Raw genomic sequence first — 14,692 nt, 5'->3', positions numbered from 1 at the left:
GGCGACCCGGGGAGAACCGCGCGGCCCGGTGTGAGCGGGAAGAGCCGCTCACACCGGGCCGGACCATACGGGAGGGATCAGCAGGCGCCGAGGTCCTTCCAGACGCCCCACTCACCGGTGGTGCCGGGCTTCTCGCCCTTCGTCCACCAGGACGCCTTCCACTGACGGCCGCCCTGGCTGACGGTGGAGCCGCCGCCGTACTCGGTGGCGGCGTTCCACGCCGGGGCCGAGCAGCTGCCGCCCGGCTGCGTCGGGGTCGGGGTGGGCGTCGGGTCCGGGGTCGGGGTCGGCGTCGGGTTGGTCCCGGTGCCGGGCTCGACCACCGTGGTGCCGCGGGCCAGGTCACCGGCGAGGGAGTAGGACTTCCCGCCGAAGGTCACGGTCCAGTTCGACGGGGTGGAGGTGGGCAGGTAGTAGACGAAGTCCAGCTCGACCGAGGCGCCGGGGGCCAGGCTCTGCCAGGCCGGGAGCTTCAGCGAGACCCGGTTGTAGTCGCCCTTCAGACCGCCGATGTTGTTGGCCGCCGTGTGGTCGCTGCGGATGATCGACGTACCGAAGCCGGACTGGTCCTTGGCGTTGGCCGGGGCGGAGGTGGAGTAGTCGAACTGGAACTCCGTACCGCCGGGCAGCGTGGCCTGGGTCCGGTTGGTGATCTTCAGCTTGGGGCTGATCGGGTAGTTGGAGTCGCCCAGCGGGAACTGCCCGAAGGAGACGTCGATGTTCAGCGCCTCGGTCGGCAGGGCGGTCGTGGCGCGCTTCGCGCCGTACGGGGTGGCCGACTTGAACGCGTCGTACATCGCGGTGGTCAGCGTGGACCCCGTCTCGTACTGGCCCTTCGCAGCGTTCCACTGGTAGTCGCCGGCCAGCTCCCAGATCATCGTGCCGCCGATGCCCTTGTCCACGACGTAGTCCGCCTTGGCCTTCACCGACTGCTCGTCCTCCGTGGAGAGGAACACCTTCTTCTCGGCGTTCCACAGCCACGGGGCGACCAGCGTGGAGTCGTACTTACGGGCGTACGTGCCGGTCAGCTTGGTGTTCGCGGCGAAGCCGTAGTCGGTGACGTAGTCCCCGACGATGCCCTTCTCCAGGTTCTTCGCGTGCCACATCGGGTTGGAACCGGCGGGCGATTCCTTGCCGTTGGTGTCCTTGTCGTGCCACAGGTTGTCGATGCCGACCGCGCCGTCACCGCACTTGGTCAGCCCCGCGCCCGCCGGGCAGTCGGTCGTGGCCGCCTTGCCCCACAGGCCGTCGGTGCCGCCCTGCACGTTCTTGAAGCCGCGGGTGTAGTACGGCAGGCCGATGTTGATCCGGCCGGCCGGCATCGAGCCGCGGAAGTAGTGGTAGGCCCAGTCGGTGTTGAGGTAGCCGAGGCCGCCGTACTGCGAGGTGGTGTAGACACCCGCCTGCGCCAGCTCGTTGTCCTTGCCGTCGTCGAACAGCGAGGCGTTGGGCCCGACGTACTCGTTCCAGGCGCCGTGCAGGTCGTAGGACATGATGTTGACGTAGTCCAGGTACTTCTGCATCTGGTACGTCTCCATGCCCCGCAGCAGATAGCCGGAGGAGGGGGCGGCGACGGTCAGCAGGTAGTGCTTGCCGTCGGCCTCGCCCGCGCGGTCGAGCTTCTCGCGCAGCGTCTTCATCAGGGCGTCGTACCCCTTGACCAGGCCCGCGCGGCGGCCGTTGGCCAGCGTGTGGTCCAGCGGGTTGCCCGCGTCCTTCATCGTGGTGGCGTACTCGTAGTCGATGTCGACGCCGTTGAAGCCGTACTTCTTGATGAAGGAGACGGCCGAGTCGGCGAAGGTGTTGATGCCCGCCTGGTTGACCGAGCCGTCGGCGTTGGTCGCCATCGAGTAGAAGCCGCCCGAGTCGACGCGCTTGCCGTCCGGCCCGAAGTAGCCGCCGGTCTCGGCCCAACCGCCCACGGAGACCAGGGTCTTCACGTTCGGGTGCTGCTTCTTGTACTTCGTCAGCAGGTTGAAGTGCCCCTTGTAGGGGAGCGTCGGGTCCATCTCCGCGCCTGCGACACCGGGCCAGGTCATCCCGGTGGAGGCGTTGTCGGCGCTGTCCGGGCCGACCGAGAGCTTGTTGGAGCCGTCGACGTGCGCGAAGGCGTAGTTGAGGTGCGTGACCTTGTCCCACGGGATGTCCGGGACGAGGTAGGCGTCCTTGCCGTCCTTGCCGGTACGCCAGTTGGTGAAGTAGCCGATGACGCGGCGTTTGTGGTCGGCGCCCATCTTCTCGCGCCCGTCGGCGTCGTAGACGGAGCAGTACGGGACGTTGACGCCGGGGGTCTGGTAAAGCCCGTCGGGGCGACAGGAGTTCTGGTCGGCGGCGGCCGAGGGGCCTGCGGCGAGCGAACTCAGCAGCAGTCCGGCGACGGCCGCGCCGGCGGCGAGGAGCGTGGCTCTCGCTCGGGTGGGGGACAGCATGTGGTCGTTCCTCCTGGGGAGGTCGGCAGAACACAACTGGCGAAAAGGGGGTGGGTCTGTCGGGGTCCCGGTGTGCGCCCACCGTGGGACCGAACCTCGGAGGTGACGCAGAGATTAAGAGGACTAGACCAGTGCGTCAATAGGTATGGACCTTTAAGGCTCAACTTCGTGAATGACTACGTTGTCGCGTTCGTCCCGACGGGAACGCGCCACGTTTTCCGTGACCCAACGTGACGCCATCCATGGATCCTGTGACCCAGCCCACAGTGCTCACCCGCATGGTCGAGAGACGTCCGTGGCAGACTGGTTCCGTACCAGTAGCAGCGCACTCCGGGGTCGGTGCAATTCCGAACCGGCGGTTACAGTCCGCGACCCGTCCGCAGCCAGCGGCCGGTTGACCAGGTGAAATTCCTGGACCGACGGTTAAAGTCCGGATGGGAGGCAGTGCGCGGCGGTTCGTCATCGGTACGCCGCCGTCGGCGGACGCATGGCCGGGAATGTCCCGGGACGCCGTGCGTTCCTGGCGTTTCCCGTCCTCGGGTTCGCGGCGTTCTCGCTGGTGATCTGCTTTCTCTGTCGTCATCGACAGGCCCCGGAGTCCGTGCCCGAAGAGGCAGGAGGACCCGGTGGACACCGCAGCCGACATCACCGCCATGCGCCGAGCGATCACGCTCGCCGCCCGCGGTCTCGGCTCCACCAGCCCCAATCCGGTCGTCGGATGTGTGATCACCGACGCCGCCGGAGCTGTGGCCGGTGAAGGCTTCCATCAGCGCGCCGGAGGGCCGCACGCCGAGGTCCACGCCCTGCGCGCGGCCGGCGACCGGGCCCGTGGCGGCACCGCATACGTCACCCTCGAACCCTGTAACCACACCGGCCGCACCGGCCCCTGCGCCCAGGCCCTCCTGGCCGCCGGGATCAGCCGCGTCGTGTACGCGGTCGGCGACCCGAACCCGCAGGCCACCGGCGGCGCCGACACCCTGCGCGCGGCCGGTGTCCAGGCGGAGCAGGGCCTCCTCGCCGAGGAGGCCGAGGCGGGCAACGCCGCCTGGCTGACCTCGGTGCGCCTCGGGCGGCCGTACGTCCTGTGGAAGTACGCGGCGACCCTCGACGGCCGTATCGCCGCCGCCGACGCCACCAGCCGCTGGATCACCTCGCCCGAGGCCCGCGCCGACGTCCACCGGCTGCGCGCCGAGGCCGACGCCGTGCTCGTCGGCTCCGGCACCGCCCGCACCGACGACCCCCAGCTGGGCGTACGCGGCATCGACGGCGCCACCCAGCCGCTGCGGGTCGTCGTCGACACGAACGCCGCCGCCGTGAAGCCCGGCGCCCGGGTCCTGGACGCCACCGCGCCCACCCTGATCGCCGTCGCCGAGGACGCCCCGGCCGGCCACCTCCCCGAGGCCGCCGTCCTGCGGCTGCCCCGCGCCGCCACCGGCCCCGGACTCGACCTCGACGCCCTCCTCGAAGCCCTGCACACCCGGGGCGTCCGCTCCGTACTCCTCGAAGGCGGCCCCACCCTCGCGGGCGCCTTCGTCGCCGCCGGAAAGGTCGACAAGGTCGTCGGCTATCTCGCCCCGGTCCTGCTCGGCGCGGGCCCCGCCGCCCTCGCCGACGCCGGAATCTCCACCATCTCCCAGGCGTTGCGCCTCGATGTGACCGAGACCGTGCCGATCGGCCCCGATCTGCGGGTCACCGCCGTCCCCGCCCCTGCTCGGAAGGGAAACTGAGTGTTCACCGGAATTGTCGAAGAACTGGGTGAGGTCACCGCCGTCGAGCAGCTCGCCGACGCCTCCCGCTTCCGGCTGCGCGGCCCCCTCGTCACCGAGGGCGCCCAGCACGGCGACTCCATCGCGGTGAACGGGGTCTGCCTCACCGTCGTGGACACCGGCGACGGGGAATTCACCGCCGACGTGATGGCCGAGACGCTGAAGCGCTCCAGCCTCGGCGCGCTCGCCCCCGGTTCCCGGGTCAACCTGGAGCGCCCGATGGCGCTCGGCGGCCGGCTCGGCGGACACCTCGTCCAGGGCCATGTGGACGGCACCGGCACCATTGTCGAGCGCACCCCCTCCGAGCACTGGGAGATCGTCAAGGTCTCCCTGCCGCCCGAGCTGACCCGGTACGTCGTGGAGAAGGGCTCCATCACCGTCGACGGCGTCAGCCTCACCGTCGTCGACGCGGCGGCCGACTACTTCACCATCAGCCTCATCCCCACCACCCTCGCCCTGACCACGCTCGGCCACAAGCAGCCCGGCGACCCGGTCAACCTGGAAGTGGACGTCATCGCCAAGTACGTCGAGCGGATGCTCGGCGACCGGGCCGGACAGGACCCGCGATGAACGCCGCGTCCTGGCTCAACTCCGAGGCCTTCACCGTGTTCGGCCAGCACATCAAGTGGTCGGACATGATCGGCAACATCATCGGCCTGATCGCCCTGGCCCTCGGCTGGCGGCGCTCCATCTGGACCTGGCCCGCCCAGCTCCTCTCCGGCGTGATCCTGCTCGTCGCCTTCGCCTCCGCCCACCTCTCCGGCAGCGCGGGCAAGCAGCTGGTCGTCATCGTCGTCGCCCTGTGGGGCTGGTGGTCCTGGAACCGCGGCAGGCAGCAGGCCCAGGACGGCTCCATCGCCGTCCGCTTCGCCACCTGGCGCGAGCGCGGCGTGCTGATCGGCGGCGCCGCGCTGGGCACCCTCGCCGTCGGCGGCCTGTTCACCGCCTTCCCCTCGCTGTCCTGGGACCCGTGGCCGGACGCGTACATCTTCGTCGGCACGGTCGTCGCGATGTACGCCCAGGCCCGCGGCATGGTCGAGTTCTGGTTCGCCTGGCTGCTCGTCGACCTCGTCGGCGTCCCGCTGAACTTCGCCAACGGCTTCGCCTTCTCCGGCTTCGTCTACATCATCTACGGCGCCCTCGTCCTGTGGGGCATGCGCGACTGGTGGCTGCGTACGCGGACACCCGCTCTGGAAGGAGCCACGGCATGACTGCTCAGCCCACCTGGCTGCACCCCGGCCACGACCCGCTCGCCGAGAACCTCTCCCTGGACCCGGTCGAGCAGGCCATCCGTGACATCGCCGCCGGCCGCCCCGTCGTCGTCGTGGACGACGAGGACCGCGAGAACGAGGGCGACCTCGTCATCGCCGCCGAGAAGGCCACCCCCGAGATCGTCGCCTTCATGATGAGCGAGTGCCGCGGCCTGATCTGCGCGCCCATGGAGAGCGACGAGCTGGAGCGCCTCGAACTCCCGCAGATGGTCGAGGACAACACCGAGTCGATGCAGACCGCCTTCACGGTCTCCGTCGACGCCTCCGCCGCCCACGGCGTCACCACCGGCATCTCCGCCGCCGACCGCGCCACCACCCTGCGGATGCTCGCGGGCGGCGTCGCGGGACCCGGCGACTTCGTCCGGCCCGGCCACATCTTCCCGCTGCGCGCCCGCTCCGGCGGCGTCCTCGTCCGCAACGGCCACACCGAGGCCGCCGTCGACCTCGCCCGGCTCGCCGGACTGCGCCCCGCCGGGGCCATCGTCGAGATCGCGGGCGAGGACGGCGTGATGCTCCGGCTGCCCGAGCTGGTCCCGTTCGCGCGCAAGCACGGCCTGACGATCATCTCCATCGAGGACCTGATCGCCTACCGCCGCAGCAACGAGCCGACCGTCCGCCGCGAGGCGCAGCCCCGGCTGCCCACCGCGTTCGGCGACTTCACCGCGTACGGCTACCGCTCCATCGCCGACGGCGTCGAACACGTCGCCCTGGTCCACGGCGACATCGGCGACGGCGAGGACGTCCTCGTCCGCATCCACTCCGAATGCCTGACCGGCGACATCTTCCAGTCCCAGCGCTGCGACTGCGGCCCCCAGCTGCACGCCTCCATGCGGCGCATCACCGAAGCGGGCCGGGGCGTCGTCGTCTACCTCCGCGGCCACGAGGGACGCGGCATCGGCCTGCTCTCCAAGCTCCGCGCGTACGAACTCCAGGAGCGCGGCGTCGACACCCTCGACGCCAACCTGGAGCTCGGCCTGCCCGCCGACGCCCGCGACTACGCGGCGGGCGCCCGGATCCTCAAGGACCTCGGCGTCACCAGCCTGCGGCTGATGACCAACAACCCCGAGAAGACCGCGGCCGTCGTCCGCCACGGACTCGCCGTCACCGGCCGCGAGCCCATGCCCGTCCAGGCGGGCGAGCACAATCTGCGCTACCTGCGCACCAAGCGTGACCGCATGGGCCACGATCTGCCGTGGCTCGACGGAACCCCGGCGTCTACCTGCGCCAACCAGTAACGATCACCTCTTAACCAGCAACAGGAGAGACATGAGCGGCAAGGGTGCACCCGAACTGTCCGTACGCAACTGCGGCGACCTGCGCGTGGCCGTGATCGCGGCCCAGTGGCACGAGAAGGTCATGGACGGACTCGTCGACGGCGCGCTGCGCGCCCTGCACGAGCTGGGCATCGACGAGCCGACCCTGCTCAGGGTCCCCGGCTCCTTCGAGCTGCCCGTCGTCGCCAAGGTGCTCGCCGGACGCGGCTACGACGCGATCGTCGCCCTCGGCGTGGTCATCCGCGGCGGCACCCCCCACTTCGAGTACGTCTCCCAGGGCGTCACCCTCGGCCTCACCCAGGTCACCGTCGACACCGGTGTTCCCGTCGGCTTCGGCGTACTGACCTGCGACACCGAGGAGCAGGCGCTCGACCGGGCCGGGCTCGAAGGGTCCAACGAGGACAAGGGGCACGAAGCGGTCACCGCCGCCGTCGCCACCGCCGCCACGCTGCGGACCGTCAGCGAACCCTGGCGCTGAGTGCGCCCCGGCGACCCCGTATTCTGAGGACCATCATGGCCAACAAAACCTTCGAAGAGCTCTTCACCGAGCTCCAGCTCAAGGCCGCCGAGGGCGACCCCGCGACTTCCCGCACCGCCGAGCTGGTGGACAAGGGCGTCCATGCCATCGGCAAGAAGGTCGTCGAGGAGGCCGCCGAGGTCTGGATGGCCGCCGAGTACGAGGGCAAGGAAGCCGCCGCCGAGGAGATCTCCCAGCTGCTGTACCACGTCCAGGTGATGATGGTCGCCCGCGGGATCTCGCTCGACGACGTCTACGCCCATCTCTGAGCACACCCCGTCCGTCCCACAACCCCTTCGCTCAAAGGAAACCTGACCTCATGCTGCGCATCGCCGTCCCCAACAAGGGTGCAATCTCCGGGCCTGCGATGGCGATGCTCCATGAGGCGGGCTACCGGCAGCGCAAGGAGTCGAAGGAACTGGTCCTCGTCGACCCGACGAACGAGGTCGAGTTCTTCTACCTGCGGCCGCGCGACATCGCGATCTACGTCAGTTCCGGCAAGCTGGACATCGGCATCACCGGACGCGACCTGCTGCTGGACTCGGGGGCGGACGCCGAGGAGATCCTCCAGCTCGGCTTCGCCCGCTCCACCTTCCGCTACGCCACGAAGCCCGGCACGGCCACCGGCCCCAAGGACTTCACCGGCATGACGATCGCCACGTCCTACGAGGGCATCGTCGCCAAGCACCTGGCCGACGAGGGCGTCGACGCCTCCGTCGTGCACCTCGACGGCGCCGTCGAGACCGCCATCGAGCTCGGCGTCGCCCAGATCATCGCCGACGTCGTCGAGACCGGCACCAGCATGCGCAACGCGGGCCTCGAAATCATCGGCGAGCCGATCATGAAGTCGGAAGCCGTGGTGATCCGCCGCACCGGCGCCCCCGCCGACGACCCCAAGGTGCAGCAGTTCCTCCGCCGCCTCCAGGGCGTCCTGGTCGCCCGGTCCTACGTGATGATGGACTACGACTGCCGCGTCGAGCACCTGGAGCGCGCCGTGGCCCTCACCCCGGGCCTGGAATCGCCGACCATCTCCCCGCTGCACCACGAGGGCTGGGTCGCCGTCCGCTCCATGGTCGCCGCCAAGGAGGCCCAGCGGATCATGGACGACCTGTACGAGCTCGGCGCCCGCGCCATCCTCACCACGGCCATCCACGCCTGCCGCCTCTGACGGCCCCGGCCGCCCGCACCTCCCGAGAGAAGACCCCGATGTCCGCGCCCAGGCCCGAACTCCCCACCCTGCCGGTCACCTTCCGGCCCACCCTCACCCGGGTGGTCCTGCTGAGCGTGGGCCTGGCGATGTTCCTCGTCATCACCGCCGTCGCGCTGATGCTGGAGCGGCTCAACCCGGGGGAGCGGGCCAGCTTCGTTTTCATCGCGGCGCTGTTCTTCGGCGTCCTGGCCCTGCTCAGCAGGCCCCGGGTCGCCGCCGACGACACCGGGGTCACCGTCGTCAACCTCACCCGGACCCGCAGGCTGGCGTGGGAGGAGATCCTCCGCGTCAACCTGCGCTCCGGCGACCCCTGGGTCTTCCTCGACCTCAGCGACGGCACCAGCCTGCCCGCCCTCGGCATCCAGCCCGGTCTGGCCAAGGAGCAGGCCATCCGCGACGCCCGCGCGCTGCGCTCCCTCGCCGAGGCGCGCGGCGCCGGCGGCGCCGACACTCCCGCCGGCGGCTGAGCCCCTGCCCGGCACGGGGCCTTCTTGTCTACTCTGGTGGGCGGCGGCGCCCCGTGCGCCCCGCCCCGCCCGTACCACGGCCCCACCGGGCCCGCGGGGTTCTTCCTGCGACCCAAGGAGTGACTCCCTCCAGCAATGGACGGATCGTCCGGTAGTACCTGCGCCGCCCCTTCCCCGGAGGCGGCGGCCTCATGACCACCCCTCTGCTGCTCCTCGCGGCGGCCTTCCTCCTCATCCTCGCCAACGGCTTCTTCGTGGCAGCCGAATTCGGGCTCGTCACCGTGGACCGGCCCGACGCCGAACGAGCCGCCGCCGAGGGCGACCGACGGGCCCGTACCGTCGTCCGCGCCCTGCGCGAGCTCTCCTTCCAGCTCTCCGGCACCCAGCTCGGCATCACCCTCACCTCCTTGGTGGTGGGCATGCTCGCCGAACCGGCCCTCGCCCAGCTGCTCGCCGGACCGCTCACGGCCACCGGACTGCCCGCGGGCGCCGTGTCCGGTGTCGCGGTCGTCGTCGGCATGCTGCTGGCCTCCGCCGTCCAGATGATCGTCGGCGAACTCGTGCCGAAGAACTGGGCGGTCTCCCGGCCGCTCCAGGTGGCCCGCTTCGTCGCCGGACCGCAGGCCCGCTTCGCGGCCCTCCTGCGCCCGGTCATCACCCTCCTCAACACCCTGGCCAACCGGCTGGTCCGCCTTCTGGGCGTCGAGCCCACCGACGAACTGGCCTCCGCCCGCACCCCGGGCGAACTGGTCTCCCTCGCCCGGCACTCCGCCGAGGCCGGGGCCCTGGAACAGGACACCGCCGACCTCTTCGTCCGGACCCTCTCGCTCGCCGGACTCACCGCCCAGCACGTCATGACGCCCCGGGTGAAGGTCAGCGCCCTGCACTCCTCCGCCACCGCCGAGGACGTCCTCAACCTCACCCGCGCCACCGGCCTCTCCCGCTTCCCGGTCTACCGGGACCGCATCGACGAGGTCATCGGCATGGTCCACCTCAAGGACGCCCTCGCCGTCCCCGCGCACGAGCGTCTGCGCACCCCGGCCGGCCGGATCGCCGTCGCCCCGCTCCTGGTGCCCGGCACCCTGCCGGTGGAGCATCTGCTGCGGCGGCTGCGCCACGAACAGCCGATAGCCGTGGTCGTCGACGAGTACGGCGGCACCGCCGGTGTCGTCACCCTGGAGGACATCATCGAGGAGCTCGTCGGCGAGGTCCGCGACGAGCACGACGCCGAGGGCGCGGGCCGCCCCGAGCTGACCGCCGCCACCGCCGAGGACGGCCGCCCCGCCTGGGACGCCGAGGGCAGCTGCCGGGTCCACACCCTGCGCCGCGGCGGCCTGGACGTCCCCGACGGACCGTACGAGACCGTCGCCGGGCTCGTCGCGGAACTCCTGGGCCGCATCCCCGCCCCCGGCGACCGGGCCGAACTCCCCGGCTGGCGGATCACCGTCCGCCAGGTCGGCCACAACCGCGCCGAACGCGTCCGGTTCACCCGGACGGGCGACCCGCTGCCGGAACCGGCCGTACCAGGTCTGCTGGAGGCCGCCCGATGAGCCTGCTCCAACTCCTCCTCGCCGCCCTGCTCGTGCTGGCGAACGGCTTCTTCGTCGGCGCGGAGTTCGCCCTCGTCTCGGTCCGCCGCAGCCAGATCGAACCGCTGGCCGCACAGGGGTCGGGCCGGGCCCGCACCGTCCTGCACGGCCTGGAGAACCTGCCGCAGATGATGGCCGCCGCCCAGTTCGGCATCACCGTCTGCTCCCTCACCCTCGGAGCCGTCGCCGAGCCGACCGTCGCCCACCTCCTGGAGCCGGTCTTCCACGCGGCGCACGTCCCCGACGGGCTCGTCCACCCCCTCGGCTTCGCCCTCGCGCTCCTGTCCGTGGTCGTTCTGCACCTGGTCATCGGCGAGATGGTCCCGAAGAACCTCGCGATGGCGGCGCCCGAGCGGACCGCGCTGTGGCTGAGCCCCGGCCTGGTCGCCTTCGCCCGGCTCTGCCGCCCGGTCACCACCGCGCTCGGCGCCTGCGCCGGCCTGGTGCTGCGGCTCTTCGGCGTCGAGCCGAAGGACGAGGTGGAGGCCGTCTTCACCAGTCAGCAGCTCAACCGGCTGGTGGAGGACTCCGGACAGGCCGGCCTCCTCGGACCGGAGGCGGCGACGCGCCTGGAGGACGCCCTCGAACTGGGCAGCAGGCCCGTCGCCGACGTCCTGCTGGAGCGGGCGTCCCTGATCACCGTCGACCCGTCGGTGACTCCGCGCCGGATCGAGGAGCTGACGGTACGCACCGGCTTCTCCCGCTTCCCGGTCTGCGCGGAGGGCGGCGGCCCCTTCATGGGCTACCTCCACGTCAAGGACGTCCTGGAGCTGGAGGACGCCGACCGCGCGGTCCCGCAGCAGATCTGGCGTCCGATGGCGACCGTACGGGCCGAACTCCCGCTGGACGACGCGCTGACCGTGATGCGCCGCGCCGCGACGCACCTGGCCCAGGTCGCCGACGGATCGGGCCGGGTCCTCGGCCTGGTCGCCATGGAGGACGTCCTGGAGATGCTGGTGGGGGAGGTACGCGACCCGGCCCACCGGGTGGTGTCCGTGCCCCGACGTACGGTGGACGTCCCCGGGACACCGGGGCGGCCGCCGTCCGGGGCCCTGGTGCACTGAGACAGCCTTCGTGCGCTGAACCGGTGGTGAGGGCCGGGCCGGGAGCGAACGCTCCCGGCCCGGCCCTCACACCGCGCCCGGCTCCTGCTTGCCCCGGCCCACCGCACCGCGCCCCGACAGCACCTCGCCGTAGGCCTGCATCAGATCCGCCAGCCGCAGCGTCGACAGGTCCTCGCGGGTCAGCTCGCCCGGGTAGCCGGAGAGCCGCAGATCACGGTAGGCGCAGCTCTTCTCGTACAGCGTCCGCAGGAAACGGCCGTTGCCCAGCTCGTCGATCCACCCCTGGTCCACCACATGGCCGCTGATGGAGCGCAGCTCGTCCACCGCCTCCTCGTCCCACACGTCGTCGTTCTCCGCGGCCAGGACACTGCCGATCGCGGTGAGTTCGAGCGGCCGGTAGCTGGGGAAGTCGACCCGGGTGGTGAACCGGGAGGAGAGCCCCGGGTTGGTGGCGAGCAGCCGGTCCATGCCCTCCGGATACCCCGCGAGGATGACGACGAGATGGTCCCGGTTGTCCTCGGCCCGCTTGAGGAGCACCTGCAACGCCTCGTCGCCGTACGCGTCGCCCTTGCTGTAACCGGAGTTGGCCAGGCTGTACGCCTCGTCGACGAACAGCACCCCGCCGAGCGCCGAGTCGATCAGCTCGTTCGCCTTCACCGCCGTCTGGCCCAGGAACTCCCCGACCAGATCCGAGCGCTGGGCCTCGACCAGGTGATCGCCGCCGAGCAGCCCGAGGGCGTAGAAGACCCGGCCCAGGATGCGGGCCACCGTGGTCTTGCCGGTGCCGGAGGGCCCGGAGAAGACGAAGTGGCGCTTCGGCGGCTGCACGGGCAGCCCCTGCTCGGCGCGCAGCCGGGCCATGTTCAACTGCGCCGACAGCGCCTTGACCTGCCGCTTGACCGGCTCCATGCCGACCATCCGCTCCAGCTGTGCCAGTGCTTCGGCCAGCAGGACGGGATCGCTGGGTCCGGCCGGGAAGGGCGGCGGCTTGCGGGTCTTCGTGCGCCGGGCCCCCTCGACGGGAACGGGCGGACCGGGGACCGGATCGTCGCCGAGCAGCCCCGCCTCGCTCACCGGCCAGGACTCGCGCCCTTCCACCAGATCGGTGCCGAGCAGCGCGTCGCCCTCCGGCTGGGCCTCCGCCCCCGCGCCCCCCGAACCGAAACCGGTCAGGGACACGGCGGCCAGATCCGCCGACTCGTCGAACCCGTCGCCCTCCACGAGCGCCGCCAGCCGGGCGGAGGTGTCCATGAACGCCGGGTCCACCCGGTGCACCGCCCGGTAGAGCGGCAGGGCGGCGGCGCTGCGGCCGGTGCCCTCATGGGCCCGCGCCAGCCAGTAGCGCAGCTCCTTGCGCTGCGGCTGCTCGCTGCGACAGCGCATCAGCGCGGCCGACAGCAGCGGCTCCGCCTGCCCGAACATCTCCAGCCGCACCCGGGCCATCCCGCCGAACAGACCCGCCTCGATGCCCAGCATCGGATCGTCGACGAGCTGCTCGGTGCAGCGCACCAACTGCTCCCAGTCCTTGACCAGATACGAGCGGCAGGCGTGCAGGAACCGCACCTGCGGGTCCGTGTCCACCGGCGGCAGACCGGCCAACGCCCGGTCCAGCTCGGGTACATGGCGCCCGTCCAGCCAGTGCGAGGCGTGCGCCAGCAGCAGATCCCGCGGGCTTTCCAGCACCGGCTGCACCCACCAGCCCAGCCAGTACCAGGAGTTGAGCGTACGGCGGTGGCGGGCGCGCTGTTCGCCGAAGCGGTCGCGGTGCCGGTACATGCGTAGCAGGGCCGTGGTGGTGTCGATGCGCAGCGCGTGGAGGCCGAGCCAGCCGTCCGCCATGCCGGGATCGAACCGCACCGCGGCTCTGAACTCCTCCTCGGCCTGCGGGTAGGCGCCCATCGTGTAGGCGTCCAGGCCACGCAGCCAGGCGAGGTCGGCGGGGGCTCCAGCGCCCTGTGTGCCGATGTCCATCAGGTCCCCCACAAACCGTGCCCCCAGGATGTCCCGCCCGCACAGCATGCCCACCTGAGCGTGCTGAATCACGGCGTGGAGGAAGGGAATTGACCACACCGAGGTGCATCGTACCCGCGCACAGGGGGAGTGGCGGCGCAACGGCCGACCCTCAGGGGTGGTCACCGAGGGTGAGTGGATCGCTCTGCGTAGTCGCCGGAGCGGTGCGGTGAGCACAGAGCGAAGCCCCCGATCACGGGGGAACAACCGGGGGCTTCGCGTCTGCGGGGGCTCCGAAAAGCCGCACAATGAGAACGTAAGACCAGTAAGGCCCGCCGGTCAAGCGGAGTTGAGGCTCTGTTGAGCTGATTTCCGACTGCTCAGTATGGCGCGGTGCCGTGGCTACGGTATGTCACGTTCCGGTTCGCTCCCGCTGTCGCCCCGGGCCCCGGCAGCCACGCGTACCCCTCGGGCAACTGGCGTACCAGCGCGTCGGCGTACGGCCGGGAGGGGTCCCCCGCGAAGTGGCGTTCCTCGGCGAGCGTCCACCCGTCCCAGAACCCGGTGAGCCCGGCCCCGTCCCGGCGCCGGCCCCGCTCCCAGGACGTCTCCCGGTCCAGCTCCATCCAGCACAGCGCCGCCAGCCACGGCCGCACCTCCCGGCGTCCCGCGCCGACCCCCTCCACCAGCACCACCGGGGCCGGCTCCAGGGCCCGCGCCGGTGCGAAGCGGCGCTCCGTCCAGTCGTACGGGGCGTAGCGGGCGCGCTCGCCGCGCGAGAGCGGTCCGAGCACCTGCTCCCGCAGCCGCCCCGTCCAGCCGAACAGCTCCTCGTGCGTGGCGAGATCGTCCAGATGGAGGACCGGGGCACCGCCCAGCGCCGCCGCGAGGCGGGTGGCGAAGGTGCTCTTGCCCGAACCGGCGTGTCCGTCGACCGCGACGAGCCGGACCGGCCCGCAGGAGGGGGGCAGTGCGGCGAGGTCATCGGCGTGGCGGGCCAGGTCGTCCATGGCCCCAGGGTACGTTCCGGCACGCGGGCGCCGGGGAACCGCCGCAGGTCATGCCAGTGGTCCAGACCCATATTGGTTCGGCGGCGACCGCCGAACCGCTGGCCCGATCCGCCCCGGAGCCGGGATAGTTGGCGAACCGCACGGC

General features: G+C 71.4%; 13 protein-coding genes and 1 riboswitch. Of the genes, 10 read left to right on the top strand and 3 right to left on the bottom strand.

Annotated elements, in window-relative coordinates:
• Nucleotides 1-77 precede the first annotated feature (77 nt).
• Nucleotides 78-2,429 (bottom strand): chitinase C-terminal domain-containing protein, encoded by a 2,352-nt coding sequence (locus tag WQO_RS05010; RefSeq protein WP_010057374.1) that lies wholly within the window; start codon nt 2,427-2,429, stop codon nt 78-80.
• 321 nt (nt 2,430-2,750) lie between these two features.
• A riboswitch (FMN riboswitch) is annotated at nt 2,751-2,881 on the top strand.
• 174 nt (nt 2,882-3,055) lie between these two features.
• Here WQO_RS05010 and ribD point away from each other — a divergent pair.
• The 10 genes from ribD (at nt 3,056) to WQO_RS04960 (ending at nt 11,587) form a co-directional block, all read left to right on the top strand.
• The gene (gene ribD, locus WQO_RS05005) at nt 3,056-4,156 is read left to right on the top strand and encodes a bifunctional diaminohydroxyphosphoribosylaminopyrimidine deaminase/5-amino-6-(5-phosphoribosylamino)uracil reductase RibD (RefSeq protein WP_010057375.1); all 1,101 of its coding nucleotides are present in this window, start codon (nt 3,056-3,058) and stop codon (nt 4,154-4,156) included.
• On the top strand, nt 4,157-4,765 hold the full coding sequence (locus WQO_RS05000; protein WP_010057376.1) for a riboflavin synthase: 609 nt from the start codon (nt 4,157-4,159) through the stop codon (nt 4,763-4,765). It begins immediately after the preceding gene.
• A complete protein-coding gene (locus tag WQO_RS04995; protein WP_010057377.1) occupies nt 4,762-5,406 on the top strand; it encodes a nicotinamide mononucleotide transporter family protein in 645 nt (214 codons plus the stop codon). Before WQO_RS05000 ends, WQO_RS04995 begins: the two co-directional genes overlap by 4 nt.
• A complete protein-coding gene (locus tag WQO_RS04990; RefSeq protein ID WP_010057378.1) occupies nt 5,403-6,701 on the top strand; it encodes a bifunctional 3,4-dihydroxy-2-butanone-4-phosphate synthase/GTP cyclohydrolase II in 1,299 nt (432 codons plus the stop codon). The genes WQO_RS04995 and WQO_RS04990 overlap by 4 nt, the downstream gene beginning before the upstream one ends.
• 31 nt (nt 6,702-6,732) lie before the next feature.
• On the top strand, nt 6,733-7,218 hold the full coding sequence (gene ribH / locus WQO_RS04985) for a 6,7-dimethyl-8-ribityllumazine synthase (protein WP_003970409.1): 486 nt from the start codon (nt 6,733-6,735) through the stop codon (nt 7,216-7,218).
• Nucleotides 7,219-7,253: 35 nt separating this feature from the next.
• Nucleotides 7,254-7,526 carry a phosphoribosyl-ATP diphosphatase gene (locus tag WQO_RS04980; RefSeq protein WP_003970410.1) on the top strand — a complete coding sequence of 91 codons (273 nt, stop codon included), beginning with the start codon at nt 7,254-7,256 and terminating at the stop codon, nt 7,524-7,526.
• A 50-nt stretch (nt 7,527-7,576) separates the two neighbouring features.
• A complete protein-coding gene (gene hisG / locus WQO_RS04975; RefSeq protein ID WP_006123138.1) occupies nt 7,577-8,425 on the top strand; it encodes an ATP phosphoribosyltransferase in 849 nt (282 codons plus the stop codon).
• Between the two features lie 38 nt (nt 8,426-8,463).
• The gene (locus tag WQO_RS04970; RefSeq protein ID WP_010057384.1) at nt 8,464-8,934 is read left to right on the top strand and encodes a PH domain-containing protein; all 471 of its coding nucleotides are present in this window, start codon (nt 8,464-8,466) and stop codon (nt 8,932-8,934) included.
• A 191-nt stretch (nt 8,935-9,125) separates the two neighbouring features.
• On the top strand, nt 9,126-10,484 hold the full coding sequence (locus tag WQO_RS04965; protein ID WP_058953878.1) for a hemolysin family protein: 1,359 nt from the start codon (nt 9,126-9,128) through the stop codon (nt 10,482-10,484).
• Nucleotides 10,481-11,587 carry a hemolysin family protein gene (locus WQO_RS04960; protein ID WP_010057386.1) on the top strand — a complete coding sequence of 369 codons (1,107 nt, stop codon included), beginning with the start codon at nt 10,481-10,483 and terminating at the stop codon, nt 11,585-11,587. The genes WQO_RS04965 and WQO_RS04960 overlap by 4 nt, the downstream gene beginning before the upstream one ends.
• A 66-nt stretch (nt 11,588-11,653) precedes the next feature.
• Here WQO_RS04960 and WQO_RS04955 read toward each other — a convergent pair whose 3' ends face one another.
• Nucleotides 11,654-13,558 (bottom strand): AAA family ATPase, encoded by a 1,905-nt coding sequence (locus WQO_RS04955; protein ID WP_029181988.1) that lies wholly within the window; start codon nt 13,556-13,558, stop codon nt 11,654-11,656.
• Between the two features lie 359 nt (nt 13,559-13,917).
• A complete protein-coding gene (locus WQO_RS04950) occupies nt 13,918-14,547 on the bottom strand; it encodes a uridine kinase family protein (RefSeq protein ID WP_010057389.1) in 630 nt (209 codons plus the stop codon).
• Nucleotides 14,548-14,692 lie beyond the last annotated feature (145 nt).

The organism is Streptomyces globisporus C-1027 (genome assembly GCF_000261345.2).
Classification (GTDB): domain Bacteria; phylum Actinomycetota; class Actinomycetes; order Streptomycetales; family Streptomycetaceae; genus Streptomyces; species Streptomyces pakalii.
This window is presented reverse-complemented; position numbering and strand designations above follow the sequence as displayed.

Excerpts from the sequence above, each read along its gene's own strand:
- WQO_RS04990 (WP_010057378.1), top strand. The coding sequence starts at position 5,403 with ATGACTGCTCAGCCCACCTGGCTGCACCCCGGCCACGACCCGCTCGCC.
- WQO_RS04980 (WP_003970410.1), top strand. The coding sequence starts at position 7,254 with ATGGCCAACAAAACCTTCGAAGAGCTCTTCACCGAGCTCCAGCTCAAG.
- WQO_RS05010 (WP_010057374.1), bottom strand. The coding sequence starts at position 2,429 with ATGCTGTCCCCCACCCGAGCGAGAGCCACGCTCCTCGCCGCCGGCGCG.
- WQO_RS04960 (WP_010057386.1), top strand. The coding sequence starts at position 10,481 with ATGAGCCTGCTCCAACTCCTCCTCGCCGCCCTGCTCGTGCTGGCGAAC.
- ribH (WP_003970409.1), top strand. The coding sequence starts at position 6,733 with ATGAGCGGCAAGGGTGCACCCGAACTGTCCGTACGCAACTGCGGCGAC.
- hisG (WP_006123138.1), top strand. The coding sequence starts at position 7,577 with ATGCTGCGCATCGCCGTCCCCAACAAGGGTGCAATCTCCGGGCCTGCG.
- WQO_RS04950 (WP_010057389.1), bottom strand. The coding sequence starts at position 14,547 with ATGGACGACCTGGCCCGCCACGCCGATGACCTCGCCGCACTGCCCCCC.
- WQO_RS04955 (WP_029181988.1), bottom strand. The coding sequence starts at position 13,558 with ATGGACATCGGCACACAGGGCGCTGGAGCCCCCGCCGACCTCGCCTGG.
- WQO_RS04970 (WP_010057384.1), top strand. The coding sequence starts at position 8,464 with ATGTCCGCGCCCAGGCCCGAACTCCCCACCCTGCCGGTCACCTTCCGG.
- WQO_RS04995 (WP_010057377.1), top strand. The coding sequence starts at position 4,762 with ATGAACGCCGCGTCCTGGCTCAACTCCGAGGCCTTCACCGTGTTCGGC.
- WQO_RS04965 (WP_058953878.1), top strand. The coding sequence starts at position 9,126 with ATGACCACCCCTCTGCTGCTCCTCGCGGCGGCCTTCCTCCTCATCCTC.